This is a genomic window from Streptomyces sp. NPDC006140 (genome assembly GCF_040628815.1).
Classification (GTDB): domain Bacteria; phylum Actinomycetota; class Actinomycetes; order Streptomycetales; family Streptomycetaceae; genus Streptomyces.
The window spans coordinates 813,175-831,871 of sequence record NZ_JBEXTS010000001.1; the positions used below are offsets into that span (position 1 = coordinate 813,175).

General features: G+C 72.2%; 20 protein-coding genes. 12 read left to right on the forward strand and 8 right to left on the reverse strand.

The features are described 5' to 3' along the window. Nucleotides 1-27: 27 nt before the first annotated feature. The 5 genes from ABZ386_RS03775 to ABZ386_RS03795 all read left to right on the forward strand — a co-directional run bounded on the left by ABZ386_RS03775 (nt 28) and on the right by ABZ386_RS03795 (nt 4,269). Nucleotides 28-468 carry an SRPBCC family protein gene (locus tag ABZ386_RS03775; protein ID WP_351331978.1) on the forward strand — a complete coding sequence of 147 codons (441 nt, stop codon included), beginning with the start codon at nt 28-30 and terminating at the stop codon, nt 466-468. A 135-nt stretch (nt 469-603) separates the two neighbouring features. Beyond that, nucleotides 604-1,773: an ArsA-related P-loop ATPase gene (locus tag ABZ386_RS03780; protein ID WP_358963472.1), complete on the forward strand. Its 1,170-nt coding sequence runs from the start codon at nt 604-606 to the stop codon at nt 1,771-1,773. Between the two features lie 44 nt (nt 1,774-1,817). Beyond that, entirely contained in the window at nt 1,818-2,318 is a 501-nt protein-coding gene (locus tag ABZ386_RS03785) for a DUF5304 domain-containing protein (RefSeq protein ID WP_355726007.1), read from the forward strand. A 133-nt stretch (nt 2,319-2,451) separates the two neighbouring features. Further along, nucleotides 2,452-3,405 carry an ROK family glucokinase gene (locus tag ABZ386_RS03790; RefSeq protein WP_094052469.1) on the forward strand — a complete coding sequence of 318 codons (954 nt, stop codon included), beginning with the start codon at nt 2,452-2,454 and terminating at the stop codon, nt 3,403-3,405. 105 nt (nt 3,406-3,510) lie between these two features. Next, complete coding sequence (locus ABZ386_RS03795; protein ID WP_351331969.1) at nt 3,511-4,269, forward strand: endonuclease/exonuclease/phosphatase family protein; 759 nt, start codon at nt 3,511-3,513, stop codon at nt 4,267-4,269. Here ABZ386_RS03795 and ABZ386_RS03800 read toward each other — a convergent pair. Then, the gene (locus tag ABZ386_RS03800) at nt 4,266-4,877 is read right to left on the reverse strand and encodes a hypothetical protein (RefSeq protein ID WP_351331966.1); all 612 of its coding nucleotides are present in this window, start codon (nt 4,875-4,877) and stop codon (nt 4,266-4,268) included. The genes ABZ386_RS03795 and ABZ386_RS03800 overlap by 4 nt on opposite strands. After that, on the reverse strand, nt 4,870-5,667 hold the full coding sequence (locus ABZ386_RS03805; protein WP_351331963.1) for an alpha/beta fold hydrolase: 798 nt from the start codon (nt 5,665-5,667) through the stop codon (nt 4,870-4,872). Before ABZ386_RS03805 ends, ABZ386_RS03800 begins: the two co-directional genes overlap by 8 nt. Before the next feature lie 202 nt (nt 5,668-5,869). Between ABZ386_RS03805 and ABZ386_RS03810 the strand changes: the two genes are divergently transcribed. The 4 genes from ABZ386_RS03810 to ABZ386_RS03825 are packed head-to-tail and all read left to right on the forward strand — an operon-like array spanning nt 5,870 to nt 9,664. After that, a complete protein-coding gene (locus ABZ386_RS03810; protein WP_351331961.1) occupies nt 5,870-6,646 on the forward strand; it encodes a lysophospholipid acyltransferase family protein in 777 nt (258 codons plus the stop codon). Between the two features lie 23 nt (nt 6,647-6,669). Further along, a complete protein-coding gene (locus tag ABZ386_RS03815) occupies nt 6,670-7,896 on the forward strand; it encodes a DUF5931 domain-containing protein (RefSeq protein ID WP_351331959.1) in 1,227 nt (408 codons plus the stop codon). Further along, nucleotides 7,893-8,582, forward strand: coding sequence for a response regulator transcription factor (locus ABZ386_RS03820; RefSeq protein ID WP_351331957.1), 690 nt, complete (start codon nt 7,893-7,895; stop codon nt 8,580-8,582). The genes ABZ386_RS03815 and ABZ386_RS03820 overlap by 4 nt, the downstream gene beginning before the upstream one ends. A gap of 53 nt (nt 8,583-8,635) precedes the next feature. Continuing rightward, nucleotides 8,636-9,664: a 6-phosphofructokinase gene (locus tag ABZ386_RS03825; protein ID WP_351331955.1), complete on the forward strand. Its 1,029-nt coding sequence runs from the start codon at nt 8,636-8,638 to the stop codon at nt 9,662-9,664. Between the two features lie 53 nt (nt 9,665-9,717). Here ABZ386_RS03825 and ABZ386_RS03830 read toward each other — a convergent pair whose 3' ends face one another. Both ABZ386_RS03830 and ABZ386_RS03835 read right to left on the reverse strand, forming a co-directional pair. Next, nucleotides 9,718-11,583 carry an anthranilate synthase family protein gene (locus ABZ386_RS03830; protein WP_358963475.1) on the reverse strand — a complete coding sequence of 622 codons (1,866 nt, stop codon included), beginning with the start codon at nt 11,581-11,583 and terminating at the stop codon, nt 9,718-9,720. Between the two features lie 115 nt (nt 11,584-11,698). Next, entirely contained in the window at nt 11,699-11,755 is a 57-nt protein-coding gene (locus ABZ386_RS03835) for a trp operon leader peptide (RefSeq protein ID WP_078602827.1), read from the reverse strand. A gap of 96 nt (nt 11,756-11,851) precedes the next feature. On the opposite strand from ABZ386_RS03835, the gene ABZ386_RS03840 reads away from it, so the two are divergent. Then, nucleotides 11,852-13,204 carry a class II 3-deoxy-7-phosphoheptulonate synthase gene (locus ABZ386_RS03840; protein ID WP_351331951.1) on the forward strand — a complete coding sequence of 451 codons (1,353 nt, stop codon included), beginning with the start codon at nt 11,852-11,854 and terminating at the stop codon, nt 13,202-13,204. Between the two features lie 149 nt (nt 13,205-13,353). Beyond that, on the forward strand, nt 13,354-13,587 hold the full coding sequence (locus tag ABZ386_RS03845) for a (2Fe-2S)-binding protein (protein ID WP_114251570.1): 234 nt from the start codon (nt 13,354-13,356) through the stop codon (nt 13,585-13,587). On the opposite strand, the gene bfr is transcribed toward ABZ386_RS03845, so the two are convergent. Then, entirely contained in the window at nt 13,584-14,060 is a 477-nt protein-coding gene (gene bfr / locus ABZ386_RS03850; RefSeq protein WP_351331947.1) for a bacterioferritin, read from the reverse strand. The two genes, ABZ386_RS03845 and bfr, sit on opposite strands and share 4 nt — an antisense overlap. A 174-nt stretch (nt 14,061-14,234) precedes the next feature. Between bfr and ABZ386_RS03855 the strand changes: the two genes are divergently transcribed. Continuing rightward, a complete protein-coding gene (locus tag ABZ386_RS03855; protein ID WP_114251568.1) occupies nt 14,235-14,894 on the forward strand; it encodes a sulfite oxidase-like oxidoreductase in 660 nt (219 codons plus the stop codon). 39 nt (nt 14,895-14,933) lie between these two features. On the opposite strand, the gene ABZ386_RS03860 is transcribed toward ABZ386_RS03855, so the two are convergent. From ABZ386_RS03860 to ABZ386_RS03870, 3 genes are all read right to left on the reverse strand, one after another. After that, nucleotides 14,934-15,812 carry a deoxyribonuclease IV gene (locus ABZ386_RS03860; RefSeq protein ID WP_351331944.1) on the reverse strand — a complete coding sequence of 293 codons (879 nt, stop codon included), beginning with the start codon at nt 15,810-15,812 and terminating at the stop codon, nt 14,934-14,936. A 57-nt stretch (nt 15,813-15,869) separates the two neighbouring features. Further along, nucleotides 15,870-17,804: a Stk1 family PASTA domain-containing Ser/Thr kinase gene (pknB, locus tag ABZ386_RS03865; RefSeq protein WP_358963477.1), complete on the reverse strand. Its 1,935-nt coding sequence runs from the start codon at nt 17,802-17,804 to the stop codon at nt 15,870-15,872. A 94-nt stretch (nt 17,805-17,898) separates the two neighbouring features. Then, entirely contained in the window at nt 17,899-18,696 is a 798-nt protein-coding gene (locus ABZ386_RS03870; protein ID WP_351331940.1) for a thiazole synthase, read from the reverse strand. Between the last annotated feature and the right edge of the window lies 1 nt (nt 18,697).

Below are 18,697 nucleotides of genomic sequence, written 5' to 3' on the forward strand. Positions count from 1 at the left end.
CGGCCCGTATCTGGAGGAGCCACGGCGATGGCGGAACACACCAGCTCGAGCATCACCATCGAGGCGGCCCCGGCCGACGTCATGACGGTCATCGCCGATTTCGCCCGCTACCCGGACTGGACGGGCGAGGTGAAGGAGGCGGAGGTCCTCAAGACCGACGAGCAGGGCCGCGCCGAGCAGGTCCGGCTCGTCATGGACGCCGGTGCGATCAAGGACGACCAGGTGCTGGCGTACACCTGGACCGGTGAACACGAGGTCTCCTGGACGCTGGTGAAGTCCCAGATGCTGCGGTCCCTCGACGGTACGTACCTGTTGAAGCCGGCCGGGGCGGGGGGCACGGAGGTCACGTACGCGCTGACCGTCGACGTCAAGATCCCCATGCTCGGCATGATCAAGCGCAAGGCGGAGAAGGTCATCATCGACCGGGCGCTGGCCGGGCTGAAGAAGCGCGTGGAATCGGGCAAGTAGGGGTCTCGAAGCGGCGCTCCGGTTCGTCCCGGACGCCGTAGCGGTGCCCGCGTCGTGCCGGGTGCGGGCCCGTCATGGCCGGCCGCGCAGTTCCCCGCGCCCCTGCGTCGGCCACCCCGGGGTACGTTCAACCCCATGCGCACCCTCCTGATCACCGGCCCCGGCGGCAGCGGTCGTACCACCCTCGCGGCCGCCACCGCCCTGGCCGCGGCGGCCGGCGGCACGGACACCCTCGTCCTGTCCGCCGACCCCACGGACACCCTCGGTGCCGCCCTCGGCGTCCCGACCGGCCCGGCCCCGGTCGAAGCCGCCCCGCACCTCACCGCCTGGCGCCCCGACCCCGCCCAGGACTTCCGCCGGGACCTCACCGCCCTCCAGGAGCGCGCCTCCTCCGCACTGGACCTCCTCGGCGCCTCCCGCCTCGACCCGGAGGAACTCACCCCGCTGCCCGGCGCGGAGGAACTCGCCCTGCTGCGCGCCCTGCGCGACGCCGCGCTGTCGGAGAAGCACGGCCTCCTCGTCGTCGACCTGCCCCCGGCCCCGCAGGCCCTCGCCCTGCTCGCCCTGCCCGAGGAACTCCGCCGCTGTCTGCGCCGGCTGCTCCCGCCCGAACGGCAGGCGGCCCGCGCCCTGCGCCCCGTCCTCGGCCGGCTCGCCGGCGTCCCGATGCCCGCGGAGTGGCTGTACGAGACGGCGGCCCGCTGGGACCTGGAGCTGGCCGCCGTGGAGGCCGTCGTCGCCGACCGCGACACCGTCGTCCGCCTCGTCGCCGAACCCGGCCCGGCCGGTGCCGACGCCGTCCGCACCGCCGGCCTCGGCCTCGCCCTGCGCGGCCTGCGCACCGACTTCGTGGTCGCCAACCGCGTCCTGCCCGAGGCGTCCCCGGACACCTGGCTGGCCGGCCCGGTCGCCCAGCAGCGCAAGACGCTGGAGGAGTGGCGCGAGTCGTACGACGTCCGCACCGTCGCCCACCTCGGCCGCGACCCGCGCGGCACCGACGACCTCACCGCCCTGGCCGTGCCCGGCCCCGGCGCGGACGCCCCCGCCGTCGACTGGCCCGTGACCGACCGGCTCGGCGCGGACGGCGTGCTCGTCTGGCACATCCCGCTGCCCGGCGCCATACGCGACGAACTGGACCTCGTCCGGCGCGGCGACGAACTCGCCGTCACGGCGGGCCGGTTCCGCCGTGTCGTCCCGCTGCCCTCGGCGCTGCGCCGCTGCACCGTCGACGGCGCCGCCCTGCGCGAGGGCGAGCTGCGCATCCGCTTCGCACCCGACCCGGAGCTCTGGCCGCAGACGCGGTGAGAGGGGGTAACGTCGTAGGGACGAACCGTAGTCAGGAGTCCGTCATGAGCGAAGAGCTCCCCCCGCCTGGCGAGGCCCGCGAAGACGCCGTGGACGAGGAGCGGGCGACCGACGCCGACGCCTGGGCCACCGCGTGCGCCGAGGACCTCGAGGCGGAGAAGGCCCGCCGCCGCACCCAGTACGGCCCGCCCCCCGGCTCGGCCGCCGAGGAACTGAAGAAGCTCGTCGACGCCGTCGCGGACAAGCTGTCCGGCATCCAGTCCCCCCTGTTCGGCGCGGTCGCGGGACCCGCCGCCCAGCAGGTCGTACGCCAGGTCGTCCAGCAGGCCAAGGACGCCGTGGAACCCGTCATCGAACGCAACCCGGACGTCTTCGACCACCTGGCCGCCGCCGGGAACGAACTGCTCGCCGCCTACCGCTCCGCCGTCCAGGCCCAGGAACGGCGCTGGACCGGCCGCGACGACCGCGACGACCCCCGTGACCTGGACGAACGCCGTGACAAAGGTGACGAGGGCGGCCCCGGGGAGCGCATCGACCTGGACTGAGCCCCGGCCCCCGGCGAGGCGGCGGACAGCGCGACGCCGCCCGGTGTGCCCAGCGTGCGGACGACGGCGAACCCGACGGCGGGGCCTCGGGTACCGTTGGCCGTAGCGGGGCTCGACCGAAACTGAGGGATTCATGGGACTCACCATCGGCGTCGACATCGGCGGCACGAAGATCGCGGCCGGCGTGGTCGATGAGGAAGGCAACATCCTCTCGACCCACAAGGTGCCGACCCCGGGCACGCCCGAGGGCATCGTGGACGCCATCGCCTCGGCGGTGGACGGCGCACGCGTCGGACACGACATCGTCGGTGTGGGCATCGGCGCCGCCGGCTACGTGAACCGGCAGCGCTCCGAGGTCTACTTCGCGCCCAACATCCACTGGCGCAACGAGCCGCTCAAGGAGAAGGTCGAGGCCCGCGTGGGCCTCCCGGTGGTCGTCGAGAACGACGCGAACGCCGCGGCGTGGGGCGAGTACAAGTTCGGCGCCGGCAAGGGCCACCGCAACGTCATCTGCATCACGCTCGGCACGGGCCTCGGCGGCGGCATCATCATCGGCAACAAGCTGCGCCGCGGGCACTTCGGCGTGGCCGCCGAGTTCGGCCACATCCGCATGGTGCCGGACGGCCTGCTCTGCGGCTGCGGCTCGCAGGGCTGCTGGGAGCAGTACGCCTCCGGCCGCGCCCTCGTCCGGTACGCCAAGCAGCGCGCCAACGCCACCCCCGAGAACGCCGAGATCCTGCTCGGCCTCGGCAACGGCACGCCCGACGGCATCGAGGGCAAGCACATCTCCATGGCCGCCCGCCAGGGCGACCGCGTGGCCGTCGACTCCTACCGCGAGCTGGCCCGCTGGGTCGGCGCGGGCCTCGCCGACCTCGCCTCCCTCTTCGACCCCTCGGCGTTCATCGTCGGCGGCGGCCTCTCCGACGAGGGCGAACTGGTCCTGGGCCCCATCCGCAAGTCCTACAAGCGCTGGCTGGTCGGCGGCAACTGGCGCCCGGTCGCCGAGGTCCGCGCCGCGGAACTGGGCAACAAGGCGGGCCTGGTGGGCGCGGCCGACCTGGCGCGGGAGCCCGACCCGATCATGTAAGCGCCCTTGATGTTCAGGGGCGCGGGGAACTGCGCGAACAACCACGAACAACCGGCACTCGCGCACGAACCCCGCGCCCCGACCCCTTGGGCGTAAATTGATCACATGCCCCTGCTCCCCAACTCCCGTACAGAACCCGACGGTTCCGCGGTCATCAGGGTCCTCAGCTACAACATCCGCTCCATGCGCGACGACACCGACGCCCTGGCCCGTGTCATCCGCGCCTGCGCCCCCGACCTGGTCCTGATCCAGGAAGCCCCCCGCTTCTTCCGCTGGCGCAAGAAACTCGCCCGCCTGGCCCGCACCTCCGACCTGGTCGTCGTCACCGGGGGCGCCACCACCACGGGCCCGGCGATCCTCAGCTCGCTCCGGGCGAGCGTCGAACGCACGGAGGACGTCCTCCTGCCGCGCACCCCCGGCCTGCACCGCCGCGGCTTCGCCACCGCGGTCGTCCGCATCGCCGGCACCCGCCTCGGCGTCCTGAGCTGCCACCTGTCGCTCCAGAAGGACGAGCGCCACGACCAGGCCGGCGTGCTCCTGGACCGCCTGGCCGGCCTGGGCGTGGAACACGCCATCGCCGGCGGCGACCTGAACGAACGCCCCGACGGCCCGGCCTTCCGTCTGCTGGCCGACAGCCTGACCGACTGCCGGGCCGCCGCACCCTGGGGCGGCGAGCACACCTGGACCCCCGCCGACCCCTACCAGCGCATCGACGCGATCTTCGCGACCAAGGGCATCGAGGTACTGGGCTGCGGCGTACCGCTCGGGCAGCCCGGGGTGACCGAGGCAGACCTGAGGGCGGCCACGGACCACCTCCCGGTCCTGGCTGCCCTCAGGGTTCCCGCAGAGCAGGGGGTTTCCTAGACGACCGCCCCGCGCCCCGGGTCGTCGTCCTCCTCGTCGTCCGTCCGCATCCGCGTCACCAGCGTCGCGAAACCGCCGACGAAGCCGCCGATCCCCAGCGTGGCCAGCCACCAGGTCATGTCCCAGCCGAGCAGCACGGCCAGCAGGAGCAGCACCGGCCCGCCGAGCACCCCGAGCCAGGCGAACTTCGCGGTGACATCGGCGGTCGGCAGCGGGGGCGGCTCCGGCGGCACGAAATGGCCCTCGTCGTCCTCGTCGAAGTCGTCCTCGGTGGGCTCCGGCGTCGAGTAGTCACGCGGGCCGACGCCGGGCGCGAAGGAGACGGAGCCGCCCAGCGGCCTGGCCGGCTTCTCCCCGGGCTCCTTGGCCTCCGGGCCCTCGGGCTCGGCGGGCTTCGCGGCCTCCCCGGCCGTGTCCACCCGGTCGTCGTTGGTCGCGGGCTCCAGCAGCGCCAGGTCCTCGACGGACTTGAACGGCTTGGCGCCCGGCGGGTCCGGCGGCTCCTCGCCGTACCCGGCGACGATCGCCGCCCAGGCGGCCTCCTCGTCCAACGGGACGCCCTTCTCGTCCGGCTCCCGGCCCTCGCGGTCGGAGTCGTGCTCAGCCACCTGCGGTCGTCCCTTCCTTGCCGAGACCGGGCTCCTTGACGAGGCCGGGTGCGAGCCGGTCGATGAACGCGAGGCTCTCCTCGTGGATCCGGTCCGCGTCATGGTCCAACGTGGCCACGTGGTAGCTCTGTTCCAGGATGACCTCTTTCACGTCGGTCGACGAGATGCGGCTGAGGATGCGGGCCGAGTCGGCGGGCGGCACCACATGGTCCTGGGGGCTGCGCATCAGCAGCACCGGCTGCGTGACCTGCGGCAACTCGCGGTCGGCGGCCTGGAAGAACTGCCGCAGGGAGTGCGCCGCGTGCAGCGGCACCCGGTCGTAGCCCAGCTCCCTGCTGTCCGGCTTGGCGATGTCGCTGGCGATGCCCTTCGTCGCCGGGACGACATGGCGAAGCACCGGGAGGGCGTGCGCGGCCAGGCCGTGCACCTTGTTCGCCGGGTTGACGAGCAGGACGCCGCTGACGGCGTCGCCGTGCTTCCCGGCCAGCCGCAGGGCCAGGGCGCCGCCCATGGACAGGCCGGCCACGAAGACCTTCTCGCGGCGCTCGCACAGCAGGCGCAGCTCGCGGTCCACCTCCGCGTACCAGTCCTGCCAGCCGGTGATCCGCAGGTCCTCCCAGCGCGTGCCGTGCCCGGGCAGCAGCGGCAGGGAGACGGTCAGGCCGTGCTCGGCGAGGTGCTCCGCCCAGGGGCGCAGCGACTGCGGTGATCCGGTGAAGCCGTGGCAGAGGAGGACGGCGACCTCCCCGCCCTCGTGGTGGAACGGCTCGGCTCCGGCAAGGACCGGCACCTTCGGCCTCCTGGTCGTGAGAAGGGACTGACACGATCACGGATAGTCACGGAACGTCATGGAAGGCGTCGCACGTCGTTCGCGGGACCTTCACCGTACGCGACCGCACTGACACCGACCAGGGCCGTCGGCGCCTTTGACAGCGCTCCGGGTTAAGGTCTGAACGACACATACGGGAGGCACTCGGTTGTTGTACGGCGCGATGAAGGTCACCGTCGGGGGTCCGCTGAAGCTCGCCTTCAGACCCTGGGTGGAGGGCCTGGAGAACGTACCCGCCGAGGGCCCGGCGATCCTGGCGAGCAATCACCTGTCGTTCTCCGACTCGTTCTTCCTGCCCGCCGTCCTCGACCGCAAGGTCACCTTCATCGCGAAGGCCGAGTACTTCACCACGCCCGGCGTGAAGGGCCGGCTGACGGCCGCCTTCTTCAAGGGTGTCGGCCAGCTGCCCGTGGACCGCTCCGGTGCGCGCGGCGCCGGCGAGGCCGCCATCAAGAGCGGCATCGAGGTGCTGGAGCGCGGCGAGTTGTTCGGGATCTACCCGGAGGGGACGCGCTCGCCCGACGGGCGGCTCTACCGCGGCAAGCCGGGCGGCCTCGCGCGCGTGGCGCTCGCGACCGGCGCGCCCGTCCTCCCGGTCGCCATGATCGACACGGAGAAGATCCAGCCGCCCGGGAAGATCATGCCGAAGCTGATGCGGCCCGGCATCCGCATCGGCGAGCCGCTGGACTTCAGCCGCTACCAGGGCATGGAGCACGACCGCTTCGTGCTGCGCGCGGTGACCGACGAGGTCATGTACGAGATCATGAAGCTCTCCGGCCAGGAGTACGTCGACATGTACGCGACGGCCATGAAGCGGCAGCTCGCGGACGCGGCGAAGGCGGAGAAGGAAGCCGAGAAGGCGGCCAGGGCCGCGCTCGCGAAGGCGGAGAAGGAACAGGCCGAGAAGGAAAAGCAGTCGGAGCGGCGGACCGAGCCCTAGGGCTCGAGCCAGGGGCGGGGGAGATGGCGAAGCGCGAGCGGGTCATGAGGATGTCGGTCGAGCAGCCGCTGTGGCGTGCGCTGACCGCCTACCGGGTGCTCACGATGCTGTACGCGGTCGGCCTGTTCGCCACCGCCCACGACGAGTTCCCCCGCCCCTGGGTCGCCGTCGCCTACTACGCCGTGCTCGGGGTGTGGACGCTGGCCACCCTGCCCAGGGTCGCGAACGCCGCCCGCTGCACCAAGCGGTTCCTCACCGCCGACCTCACCATCGCCCTCACCGGCATCCTGCTCACGCCGGTCGCCGACGCGCACGAGCGGGTCCAGGCCGGCGGCCCGACACTGCCGTCGATATGGACCGCCGGTTCCGTCCTGGCCTTCGCTCTCAAGGGCGGCTGGCGCTGGGCGGCCCTCGCCTCCAGCCTGGTGGCCGCCGCCAATCTGGTCGAGCGCGGCAGCCCGGCCCGCGACACCGTCCACAACGTCATCCTGGTCTGCATCGCCTCCATCGCCATCGGCTACGTCGTGGAGGTCGCCCGCGCCTCCGAGCGCACCCTCGCCCGCGCCCTGGAGATCGAGGCCGCGACGCGCGAGCGGGAGCGCCTGGCCCGGGACATCCACGACAGCGTGCTCCAGGTGCTGGCGATGGTGCAGCGCCGCGGAGCGGTGATCGGCGGCGAGGCGGCCGAGCTGGGCCGGATGGCCGGCGAGCAGGAGGTCGCGCTGCGCACCCTGGTCTCCGGCGGACTGGTGCCCGTCTCCCGGGTCTCGGAGGACGCCGCCGAGGGCGCGCTCGTCCGCGCCGTCGAGGAGGAGCCCGAGGAGAGCGGCCCCGTCGACCTGCGCGCCCTGCTCGCGCCGTACGCCGGGGCCAGGGTCAGCCTCGCCGAGCCGGGCGCGCCCGTGCCGCTGGCGCCGGCCGCCGCCCGGGAGGTGGCCGCCGCGGTCGGGGCCGCCCTGGACAACGTCCGCAAGCACGCCGGGGAGCAGGCGCGCGCCTGGATCCTGGTCGAGGACGAGCCGGACGAGGTGATCGTCACCGTCCGGGACGACGGGCCCGGCATCCCGGAGGGGCGGCTCGCCCAGGCCGAGGGCGAAGGCCGGCTCGGTGTCGCCCTGTCGATCCGCGGGCGGCTGCGCGACCTCGGCGGCAGCGCGGACCTGATCTCGGTGCCCGGGCAGGGCACGGAGGTCGAGCTGAAGGTACCGAAGGACGTGAAGGACACCCGGGGGAAGGCGGAGCGGCGATGACGGACAGCGGCGGGGACCGGCGGGACCCGATCAAGGTCATGGTGGTCGACGACCACCCCATGTGGCGCGACGCGGTCGCCCGGGACCTGGCCGAGTCGGGCTTCGAGGTGGTGGCGACCGCGGGCGACGGCGAGCAGGCCGTGCGCCGCGCCAAGGCCGCCGTCCCGGACGTCCTGGTGCTCGACCTGAACCTGCCCGGCAAGCCCGGCGTCCAGGTCTGCAAGGAGGTCGTGGCCGCCAACCCGGCGCTGCGCGTCCTGGTGCTGTCCGCGAGCGGTGAGCACGCCGACGTCCTGGAGGCGGTGAAGTCCGGCGCGACGGGCTACCTGCTGAAGTCGGCCTCCACGGAGGAACTCCAGGACGCGGTCCGCAGCACGGCCGTCGGCGACCCCGTCTTCACGCCCGGCCTCGCCGGACTGGTCCTCGGCGAGTACCGCCGCCTGGCCTCCGAACCCGCCCCCGCCCAGGACACCGACGAACCGAAGGCGCCCCGGCTCACCGACCGCGAGACCGAGGTGCTGCGCCTGGTCGCCAAGGGCCTGAGCTACAAGCAGATCGCCGAACGCCTGGTCATCTCCCACCGCACGGTGCAGAACCACGTCCAGAACACCCTCGGCAAGCTCCAGTTGCACAACCGCGTGGAACTCGTCAGGTACGCGATAGAGCGCGGCCTCGACGACGAGTGAGGCGCACGTCACACTGACCCTTCGTCAGGCACCTGCGGCGAAGGGACTGTTCCATGCGCGTCGGAGTACTGACCGGAGGCGGCGACTGCCCCGGCCTCAACGCCGTCATCCGGGCCGTCGTCCGCAAGGGCGTGCAGGAGTACGGCTACGACTTCACCGGCTTCCGGGACGGCTGGCGAGGGCCCCTGGAGAACGACACCGTCCGGCTCGACATCCCCGCCGTGCGCGGCATCCTGCCCCGCGGCGGCACCATCCTCGGCTCCTCGCGGACCAACCCGCTGAAGGAACGGGACGGCATCCGCCGGATCAAGGAGAACCTCGCCGCGCTGGAGGTCGAGGCGCTCATCACCATCGGCGGCGAGGACACCCTGGGCGTGGCCGCCCGCCTGTCCGGCGAACACGGCGTGCCCTGCGTGGGCGTCCCCAAGACCATCGACAACGACCTGTCCGCCACCGACTACACCTTCGGCTTCGACACCGCCGTCGGCATCGCCACCGAGGCCATCGACCGGCTGCACACCACCGCCGAGTCCCATATGCGCGTCCTGGTCGTCGAGGTGATGGGCCGGCACGCCGGCTGGATCGCCCTGCACTCGGGCCTGGCCGGCGGCGCCAACGTCATCCTCATCCCCGAGCAGCGCTTCGACGTCGAGCAGGTCTGCGCCTGGGTGACCTCCCGCTTCCGGGCGTCGTACGCGCCGATCGTCGTCGTCGCCGAGGGGGCGATGCCGAAGGACGGCGACATGGTCCTCAAGGACCAGTCCCTGGACTCCTTCGGGCACGTCCGGCTGTCCGGCGTGGGCGAGTGGCTGGCCAAGGAGATCGAGAAGCGCACGGGCAAGGAGGCCCGCACCACGGTCCTCGGCCATGTCCAGCGCGGCGGCACCCCCAGCGCCTTCGACCGCTGGCTCGCCACCCGCTTCGGCCTGCACGCCATCGACTGCGTCCGGGACGGCGCCTTCGGCACGATGGTCGCCCTGCGCGGCACCGACATCGTCCGCGTCCCCATCGCGGAGGCGACGGCCCGCCTGAAGACGGTGGACCCGAAGCTGTACGAGGAGGTCGGGGTGTTCTTCGGCTGACCGCTCCGCCTCCGCTGCCGGCCGGGGCCGCGCGGCCCCGACCGGCACCGGTGTCAGACCGAGGGCGCGCTCGTGCCCCGCAGCTGCCCCACCAACTCCCGCACCACCCGCGCCCCGTTCAGCGTCAGCACCGACTCCGGGTGGAACTGCAGCCCCGCGAACCCGGGCCCGCGCAGGGCGTGCACCTCCCCGTTCGCGGCGCGGGAGACCTCGACGCCGTGGGCCGCCAGCTCGGCCGCCGCCTCGTCGTCGCAGCGCGCCACGAAGCTGTTGTAGAACCCGACGGTCTCCCGCCGCCCGAACAGCTCGATCTCCGTCTGCGCCCCCTGGTAGGGCACTTCCTTCCGTACGATGTCCAGCCCCAGCTCGGCCGCGATCAGCTCGTGCCCGAGGCAGACGCCCAGCACGCCCTGCCGTTCGCCCCGGAGCACCTCGGCGGTCAGGGCACGCAGGAACCGCATCTTCGGATCCGCCAGGTCGGACGGGTCGCCCGGCCCGGGCCCGAGCACCACCGGCCCCTCGTGCCCGAGCACCGCCTCCCGCAGCCCCGGCTCGTCGTACCGCCGCACGGTCACCTCCAGGCCACCGGCGCGCAGCACGTGCGCGAGCATCGCCGTGAAGGTGTCCTCCCCGTCGACGACCAGGGCGTGCCCGGCGAGTTCCGCGGACCGCTCCTGCATCCGCAGCCAGAACGGGGCGAGGGAGGCCCGGCGTCCGTCCAGCGCGGCCCGGACCCGCGGGTCCTCAGCCAGCCTCGGCCGTGCGGCCTCCGCGCGCGGCCGGGCCGGACGGACGCCCAGGGCCGCCAGCACCCCTGCCGCCTTCGCGTGGGTCTCGGCCACCTCGCTCGCCGGATCCGAACCCCGCACCAGCGTGGCGCCGACCGGAACCCGCAGGCGGCCGTCCGAGGCGATGTCGGCGGTGCGGATCAGGATGGGGGAGTCGAGGGTCTGAGCCCCGCCCGAGTCCCGGCCGATCAGGGCCAGGGCACCGGCGTAGTACCCGCGCCCGCCGGTCTCGTGCCGCTCGATGACCCGGCAGGCGTTCTGCACCGGCGAGCCGGTGACGGTCGCCGCGAACATGGTCTCCTTGAGCACCTCCCGCACGTCGAGCGAGGACCTGCCGCGCAGTTCGTACTCGGTGTGCGCGAGATGCGCCATCTCCTTCAGCCGGGGGCCGATCACGACCCCGCCCATGTCCCCGACGGTGCACATCATCTTGAGCTCCTCGTCGACGACCATCGACAGCTCCTCGATCTCCTTGCCGTCGGCGAGGAAGTCCAGCAGGTGCTCGGGCGTCGGCCCCTCGGCGGGATAGCGGTAGGTGCCGCTGATCGGGTTCATGACGACCGTGCCGCCGGACATCCGCACATGCACCTCGGGGCTCGCCCCGACCAGCGTGCGGTCCCCGGTGTGCACGACGAACGTCCAGTACGCGCCCCGCTCGCCCACCAGCAGCCGCCGGAGCAGCGCGAGGGCGTCGGCCCGCCCGAAGCCGGGGATCTCACCCTCGTACGTCCGGCGGATCACGAAGTTGGCGCCCTCGCCCCGGCCGATCTCCTCCTCCAGCACCCGCCCGACGATCCGCGCGTACTCCTCGTCGTCCACGTCGAAGCCCTCGCCGTCGACGCGCACGTCATGCGCCGGGAGCTGCTCCAGGGCGTCAGCCAGCGGGACGCCGTACGACTCCTGGGGCGTGAGCGCCAGCAGGGGCGTGCCGTCGTCGCGGACGTCGAAGCCGCGTTCGCGGATCTGCCGGAAGGGGACGAGCGCGAGGCTCTCCTCGGGGAGGCCGGCGAGCCGGTCGTACGCGGCGACCGGGCCGATCAGGACCTCGACCAGATCGTGGTCGTGGCCGGGCGTGCGGCGGCGGAGCAGGGCGAAGGGACGGGGGTCGTCCAGCAGCTGTGCCAGGTCCATGGTTCCTCTTCCGTCGAATCACGTCGTGAATCACGTCGATGTCGGTGAGGAACGACCCGGGAAACACCGAAGGCCGCCCCTCGGGCGGCCTTCGCGAAGTCTTGAGTACGCGCAGTCAGCGGGCCGCCGGATGAGCGGTCCACCACCAGGTCTGGATCGAGTGCGCGAACATGCGACGCACCCTACCCCATGTCCGAGGGGTGTACCCGGTGTCTCAATTACTGGGCATGGGTCAGGACGCCCGACACGACCCCGTAATGTTGAGGTCGTGACCGTGAACGCTAAGACCAGCGCGAGTGCTGGCAACACCTGGCGAGACCTGCCCGCGGCGCAGCAGCCCGAGTACCCCGACCCCGAGGCTCTGCGCGCAGTCGTTGCGGACCTCGAGTCGTATCCGCCGCTCGTCTTCGCGGGCGAGTGCGACCAGCTGCGCGCCCGGATGGCGGCCGTCGCCAAGGGAGAGGCGTTCCTCCTCCAGGGCGGCGACTGCGCCGAGGCCTTCGACGCGGTGTCCGCGGACCACATCCGCAACAAGCTGAAGACCCTGCTCCAGATGGGCGCCGTGCTCACGTACGCCGCGTCCGTGCCGGTCGTGAAGGTCGGCCGCATCGCCGGCCAGTACTCCAAGCCGCGCTCCAAGCCGACCGAGACCCGCGACGGCGTGACACTGCCGACCTACCGCGGCGACTCCGTCAACGGCTTCGACTTCACCGAAGAGGCCCGGATCCCGGACCCCGAGCGGCTGAAGCGGATGTACCACGCCTCGGCCTCCACGCTGAACCTGGTGCGCGCCTTCACCACCGGCGGCTACGCCGACCTGCGCCAGGTGCACGCCTGGAACCAGGACTTCGTGAAGTCGTCCCCGTCGGGGCAGCGCTACGAGCAGCTCGCCCGCGAGATCGACAACGCGCTGAACTTCATGCACGCCTGCGGGGCCGACCCGGAGGAGTTCAAGACGGTCGAGTTCTACTCCTCGCACGAGGCGCTGCTGCTCGACTACGAGTCCGCCCTGACCAGGGTCGACTCGCGCACCGGGCAGCTGTACGACGTCTCCGCGCACATGGTGTGGATCGGCGAGCGCACCCGGCAGCTGGACCACGCGCACATCGAGTTCGCCTCGCAGATCCGCAACCCGATCGGCATCAAGCTGGGCCCGACGACCACGGCCGAGGACGCGCTGCAGTACATCGAGCGCCTCGACCCGGAGCGGGAGCCGGGCCGGCTGACGTTCATCGTCCGCATGGGCGCCGACAAGGTCCGCGACAAGCTCCCCGAGCTGGTCGAGAAGGTCACCGCCTCCGGCGCGACCGTGGCCTGGGTGACCGACCCGATGCACGGCAACACCTTCGAGGCGGCCTCCGGGCACAAGACCCGCCGCTTCGACGACGTGCTCGACGAGGTCAAGGGCTTCTTCGAGGTCCACAAGGAGCTGGGCACGCACCCGGGCGGCATCCACGTGGAGCTGACCGGCGACGACGTCACCGAGTGCGTGGGCGGCGGCGACGAGATCTTCGTCGACGATCTGCACCAGCGCTACGAGACGGCCTGCGACCCGCGGCTCAACCGCAGCCAGTCGCTGGACCTGGCGTTCCTCGTGGCCGAGATGTACAGGGACCAGTAACGGTTTCGCCTGTTACACCGACAGCGACTGGGGCGCGGATCACATACGATCCGCGCCCCAGTCGACTTTTGCGTCTCCGACCCGGCGGGTAAGGTTAGGTTAGCCTCACCGATCAACGGGGATGGCGCCTTGGAACGACCTGTCGGGAGGTGGACCGCGTGTACGTGTGCAGTTGCTTCGGGATCACCGAGCAGCAGGTCAAGCAACACGCGGACGGCGGCGCCTGCACCCCTCGGCAGATAGCCTCCGCATGCAAGGCGGGTACGGACTGCGGGTCGTGCGTACGTCGCATTCAGGCGATCCTGGGCAGGGGTGCGTGCCCTCGCCGTGAACTGGCCGACCGGGGCCAGCCGGTGCTCGCGGAGCTGGAAGACGCCGCCTAGCTCGGCTGCTCGATCTGCTGCGCGAGGTACAGGGCCTCGCCGAGCTTGTCGATCAGCTCCAGCTGCGTGTCCAGGTAGTCGATGTGGTGCTCCTCGTCGGCGAGGATCTCCTCGAAGAGGTTCGCGGACGTGATGTCGCCCTTGCTGCGCATCACCTCGACGCCGCGCTTGAGGCGGTCGATCGCCTCGACCTCGATCTGCCGGTCGGCCTGGAACATCTCGGTGACCGTCTGGCCGACCCGTACGTGGAAGAGCCGCTGGTAGTTGGGCAGACCGTCCAGCATGAGGATGCGCTCGGTGATCTTGTCCGCGTGCTTCATCTCGTCGATGGACTCTTCACGCGTGTACTTGGCGAGCTTGGTCCAGCCTTTGTTGTCCTGGATCCGGTAGTGCAGCCAGTACTGGTTGATCGCCGTCAGCTCGCCGGTCAGCTGCTCGTTGAGGAATTCGAGGACCTCGGGGTCGCCCTGCATCGCAGAGGCTCCTTCCATGGGGGGAACTGGCAGGATGCGCCGCATGATTCCACCGGCGACGAAGATCGTCCAGTAAGTCTTCACTTAGTAAGTAAGGGCATGCTTAGTTCTGTTTGCCCCGTTTTGGAGGGGCCCCGGTCGGGGGCATCACCCGGGGTCTGTCAGGATGGAGTCATGGGTCAGCCGCTGGAACACGAATCGGGAGAAGGGCGCGACTCAGCAGGAGCAGCGGGAGCGACGCAGCCCGGTCTGCCGCCGGGACAGCGGGTGCAGCGCGGCTGGCCGGTCACGCACTACGGGCCCGTCCCCAAGTTCCGGCCCGACCGCTGGGAGTTCCGGGTCTTCGGCGCCACCGCCGACGGCGGCAAGCACTGCTGGTCCCACGAGGAGTTCACGGCCCTGCCGCACACCAGCGTCGTGGCCGACCTGCACTGCGTCACGAAGTTCAGCATGCTGGGCGCCGAGTGGGGTGGCATCCCCGCCCGCACGATCCTCGACCTCGCGCCGCCCGCCGACGACGTCACCCATGTGATGGTGTGGGCCGAGTACGGATTCAGCTCCAACCTCCGCCTGTCCGACTTCGCCGACGAGCACGTCCTGTTCGCCACCCACAAGGACGGCGAGCTGCTCACCGCCGAGCACGGCTTCCCGCTGCGCCTGATCGTGCCCCACCTGTACGCCTGGAAGGGCCCCAAGTGGGTGCGCGGCGTGGAGTACATGACCGCCGACCGGCGGGGCTTCTGGGAGGAGCGCGGCTACCACAACATCGGCGACCCCTGGCGGGAGCAGCGCTACTCGTACCAGGAGGGACCGGGGGACGGCCCCGACCTCTGAGGCCTTGGGGGTTTCGACGCCTCCGGGTCTTCGAGGCCGTCAGCCGTCGCGCAGCTTCTTCAGCCGCTCCACGTCGGCCGCGTGCCCCTCCTTGCCGCCCGGCGTCTCGATGATCAGCGGCACGCCCTCGGTCGCGGGGTGCGTCATCAGCGCCCGGAACGGGTCCTCGCCGATGTGGCCGACGCCGATGTTCTCGTGCCGGTCCTTGTGGGCGCCCACCACGTCCTTGGAGTCGTTGGCGTGGATCAGCTTCAGCCGGCCCTCGCCGACCGTGTCCACCAGCAGGTCCAGCGTCTGGTGCATGCCGCTCGGGCCCGTGAGGTCGTGCCCCGCCGCGAAGATGTGGCAGGTGTCCAGGCACACGCCCAGCATCGGGTGGGCCTCCAGCGCCTCGAAGTACGGGCCGAAGTCCCACGTCCGTGAGCACAGGGAGGCGCCCTGGCCGGCGGTCGACTCCAGCAGCAGGTACGGGTCGTCGTCGTGGGTCAGCTCGTCGAGCAGCGGCAGCAGGTGCTCGCGGACCTGCTTCAGCGCCACGGACCGCTCCCGGCCGCCGGTCGCGCTGCCCGTGTGCACGACCACGCCCAGCGCCCCGATCTCCCGCCCGCGCCGCAGCGAGTGCCGCAGCGACTCCACCGACCGCTCCACGGTGGCCTCGGTGTGCGAGCCGAAGTTGATCAGGTAGGGGGCGTGCACGTAAGCGGGGATCGACTCGGCCTCGCACGCGGCGCGGAACGCCTCGTCCTGCTTCGGGTTCCCGGCCGGCGTGGCCCAGCCGCGCGGGTTGGCGACGAAGACCTGCACGGTCTCCGCCTTCAGGTCACGGGCGTACGACACGCCGACGGAGTGGAGCCCGCCGGCCACGGGGACGTGGCCGCCCACGGGGTTGCGGGACGGGCCGGACAGCTGCTTGTTCACCCGTTCAGGGTGTCATGCGCCCGACCGTGCCCTGCCCACGGGCTCCGTGCCCGGCCGTCACCTGATCTTGATCGTGATCGTCGAGCCCTTGGGCGCCGTCTCGCCGCCCTCGACCGACTGGCCCTTGACGGTGTCGCCGAACAGGCCGAGCAGACCGCGGTCCTCCTCGACCTGGAACCCGGCGCCCTCCAGCGCCTGCCGGGCGTCGTCGACGCTGTCGCCGACCACGTCCGGGACCTCGATCATCTCGGGGCCCTTGGACAGCGTCAGCGTGATCGTGTCGCCCTCGGCGGCCCGGCCGCCGGGGTTCGGGCTCTGCCGGGCGACCTGGCCCTTGTCGAACTCGGAGGAGGTGACCCGCTCGGTGGCGATCTTCACCTTGAGGCCGGCGTCCTGCAGCTCGGCCCGGGCGTCGGCCAGGTCGTCACCGGTGACGTCGGGGATGTCGACGGGGCTGCCCTTGCTGACCACCAGCGCGACGGCCGTGCCCGCGCGCACCTGCGTGCCGTCCGCCGGCCGCGCGGAGATCACCGAGCCGCGCGGGACGTCCTCGCTGAACGCGCGGGTGACCATGCCCGGCTCCAGCCCGTCCTCCTTCAGCTGGGCCCGCGCCTTGTCCAGCTTCTGGCCCTCCAGCGCGGGCACCCGCACGGTCTCCGGGCCGTCGGAGAGGGTGATGCTCACCGCGTCGTTGCCGCGGATGCGCGTGCCGGCCTTCGGGTCGCTGCTGATGACCTGGCCGCGCTCCACCGTGTCGCTGTAGGCGTGCTCCACCTTGCCGAGCTCCAGCCCCGCGTCCCGCAGCCGGTCCTCGGCCTGGTCCTGCGTCTTCGACAGCAGCGGGGGGACCTCGGTGAACTGGCCCGAGTTGATGTACCAGACGCCCGTGCCGAGGCCGAGCGCGAGCAGGACGGCGACGACGATCGCCATCGGACCGCGCCGGGGCCCGGAGCGGCGCCGGGGCGGCGGGGGCGGCGGGGACTGGAAGCGGCTGGTGCGGTTGAGCGCCGCCCCGGCGGCCTCGTCGTCCTCGTTCACCGGCAGCGGGCGGGGCATCGTCAGCGCGCGCGGGATCACGCTCGTCCGGTCGTCGGCGTTGTCGTGCTCCGCGGTGAGCGCCTGCGGCGGGACCACGTCCAGCTGGTCCGCGCTCAGCCGGCTGCGGCCGTCGCGGACCTGCCCGAGCAGCGCCACCGCGTCGTACGGGCGGATCTCCGGGGTGCGGGCGGTCGCCGAGGCGACCATCTCGTCCAGCTCGTACGCCAGGCCGGGCACGGCGGCCGAGGGCGGCGGGACGTCCTCGTGCAGGTGCTTGTAGAGGATGACGGCGGGGGAGTCCCCGTCGTGCGGCTTGTCGCCGGTCAGCATCTCGTAGAGCATCACGCCGCACGCGTACACGTCGACGCGGGGGTCGGCGGTGCCGTTCTCTATCTGCTCGGGGGCGAGGTACGAGACCGTGCCGAGGACCGTGCCGGTGGTGTTCGTCACCGTGTCCACGGCCCGGACGAGTCCGAAGTCGGCGACCTTGACCCGGCCGTCGTCCCCTATCAGGACGTTCTCGGGCTTCATGTCCCGGTGCACGAACCCGGCGCGGTGGGCGGCGCCCAGGGCGGCCAGCACCGGCTCCAGGATGTCCAGGGCGGCACGCGGCTGCAGGGCGCCGCGCTCGCGCAGCACGTCCCGCAGGGTGCAGCCCGCCACGTACTCCATGGCGAGGTAGACGTAGGAGCCGTCGGTGCCCTGGTCGAAGACCTGCACCACGTTCGGATGGGCCAGCCGGGCCACCGACTTCGCCTCGCGGATGAACCGCTCGACGAACGAGCCGTCGACCGCGAGCGAGGGGTGCATCACCTTGAGCGCGAGGACCCGGTCGAGCCGGGTGTCCACGGCCCGGTAGACCGTGGCCATCCCGCCGACCGCGATCCGCGCGTCGATGCGGTACCGGCCGTCGAGCACCTGCCCGACCAAGGGGTCCTGAAGGGTCGTGTCCACGCAGGCGAGTGTACGAGCCACCACTGTCACCCCGCGCAGCCCGCCGAAGATCGCACCGGTACTGCAGCCGACCTGTGACGTGCCCGCCGCACCCTCACCGGAAGGCGGGCCGCTCCGGGTCCAGCTCCGCCATGCCCTCCGCGGGCGACGACGCCTCCGCGAAGTGCCGCCGCGGGATCCGCCCCGCCCGGTACGCCAGCCGCCCGGCCTCCACGGCATGCCGCATGGCGTCGGCCATCAGCACCGGCTCCTGTGCCCGCGTCACCGCCGAGGCGAGCATCACACCCGCGCAGCCCAGCTCCATCGCCAGCGCCGCGTCCGACGCCGTCCCCGCGCCCGCGTCCAGGATCACCGGCACGCGCGCGTGCTCGACGATCAGCTGGAAGTTGTGCGGGTTGCGGATGCCGAGCCCGGAGCCGATGGGCGAGCCGAGCGGCATGACCGCCGCGCAGCCCACGTCCTCCAGCTTGCGCGCCAGCACCGGGTCGTCGTTGGTGTACGGCAGCACCGTGAAGCCGTCGTCGACGAGCGTCTCGGCCGCCTCCAGCAGCTCGATCGGGTCCGGCAGCAGCGTGCGCTCGTCGGCGATGACCTCCAGCTTGATCAGGTCGGTGCCGAGGGCCTCGCGCGCGAGCCGGGCCGTGAGGACGGCCTCACCGGCGGTGAAGCAGCCCGCCGTGTTGGGCAGGACGCGGATGCCGAGCTTGTCCAGGACGGACAGCACCGAGCCGTGCACCGAGGGGTTCACGCGGCGCATCGCGACGGTCGTCAGCTCCGTCCCGGAGGCGACCAGCGACCGCTCCAGCACGTCGAGGCTGGGCGCCCCGCCCGTGCCCATGATCAGGCGGGACGTGAAGGACGTACCCCCGAGGACGAACGGATCGTCGGCCATG

What these genes read in the sequence shown, in the direction of transcription:
- ABZ386_RS03775 (WP_351331978.1), top strand. Translation starts at nt 28, where the DNA reads ATGGCGGAACACACCAGCTCGAGCATCACCATCGAGGCGGCCCCGGCC.
- ABZ386_RS03780 (WP_358963472.1), top strand. Translation starts at nt 604, where the DNA reads ATGCGCACCCTCCTGATCACCGGCCCCGGCGGCAGCGGTCGTACCACC.
- ABZ386_RS03785 (WP_355726007.1), top strand. Translation starts at nt 1,818, where the DNA reads ATGAGCGAAGAGCTCCCCCCGCCTGGCGAGGCCCGCGAAGACGCCGTG.
- ABZ386_RS03790 (WP_094052469.1), top strand. Translation starts at nt 2,452, where the DNA reads ATGGGACTCACCATCGGCGTCGACATCGGCGGCACGAAGATCGCGGCC.
- ABZ386_RS03795 (WP_351331969.1), top strand. Translation starts at nt 3,511, where the DNA reads ATGCCCCTGCTCCCCAACTCCCGTACAGAACCCGACGGTTCCGCGGTC.
- ABZ386_RS03810 (WP_351331961.1), top strand. Translation starts at nt 5,870, where the DNA reads ATGAAGGTCACCGTCGGGGGTCCGCTGAAGCTCGCCTTCAGACCCTGG.
- ABZ386_RS03815 (WP_351331959.1), top strand. Translation starts at nt 6,670, where the DNA reads ATGGCGAAGCGCGAGCGGGTCATGAGGATGTCGGTCGAGCAGCCGCTG.
- ABZ386_RS03820 (WP_351331957.1), top strand. Translation starts at nt 7,893, where the DNA reads ATGACGGACAGCGGCGGGGACCGGCGGGACCCGATCAAGGTCATGGTG.
- ABZ386_RS03825 (WP_351331955.1), top strand. Translation starts at nt 8,636, where the DNA reads ATGCGCGTCGGAGTACTGACCGGAGGCGGCGACTGCCCCGGCCTCAAC.
- ABZ386_RS03830 (WP_358963475.1), bottom strand. Translation starts at nt 11,583, where the DNA reads ATGGACCTGGCACAGCTGCTGGACGACCCCCGTCCCTTCGCCCTGCTC.
- bfr (WP_351331947.1), bottom strand. Translation starts at nt 14,060, where the DNA reads ATGCAGGGCGACCCCGAGGTCCTCGAATTCCTCAACGAGCAGCTGACC.
- ABZ386_RS03855 (WP_114251568.1), top strand. Translation starts at nt 14,235, where the DNA reads ATGGGTCAGCCGCTGGAACACGAATCGGGAGAAGGGCGCGACTCAGCA.
- ABZ386_RS03870 (WP_351331940.1), bottom strand. Translation starts at nt 18,696, where the DNA reads ATGGCCGACGATCCGTTCGTCCTCGGGGGTACGTCCTTCACGTCCCGC.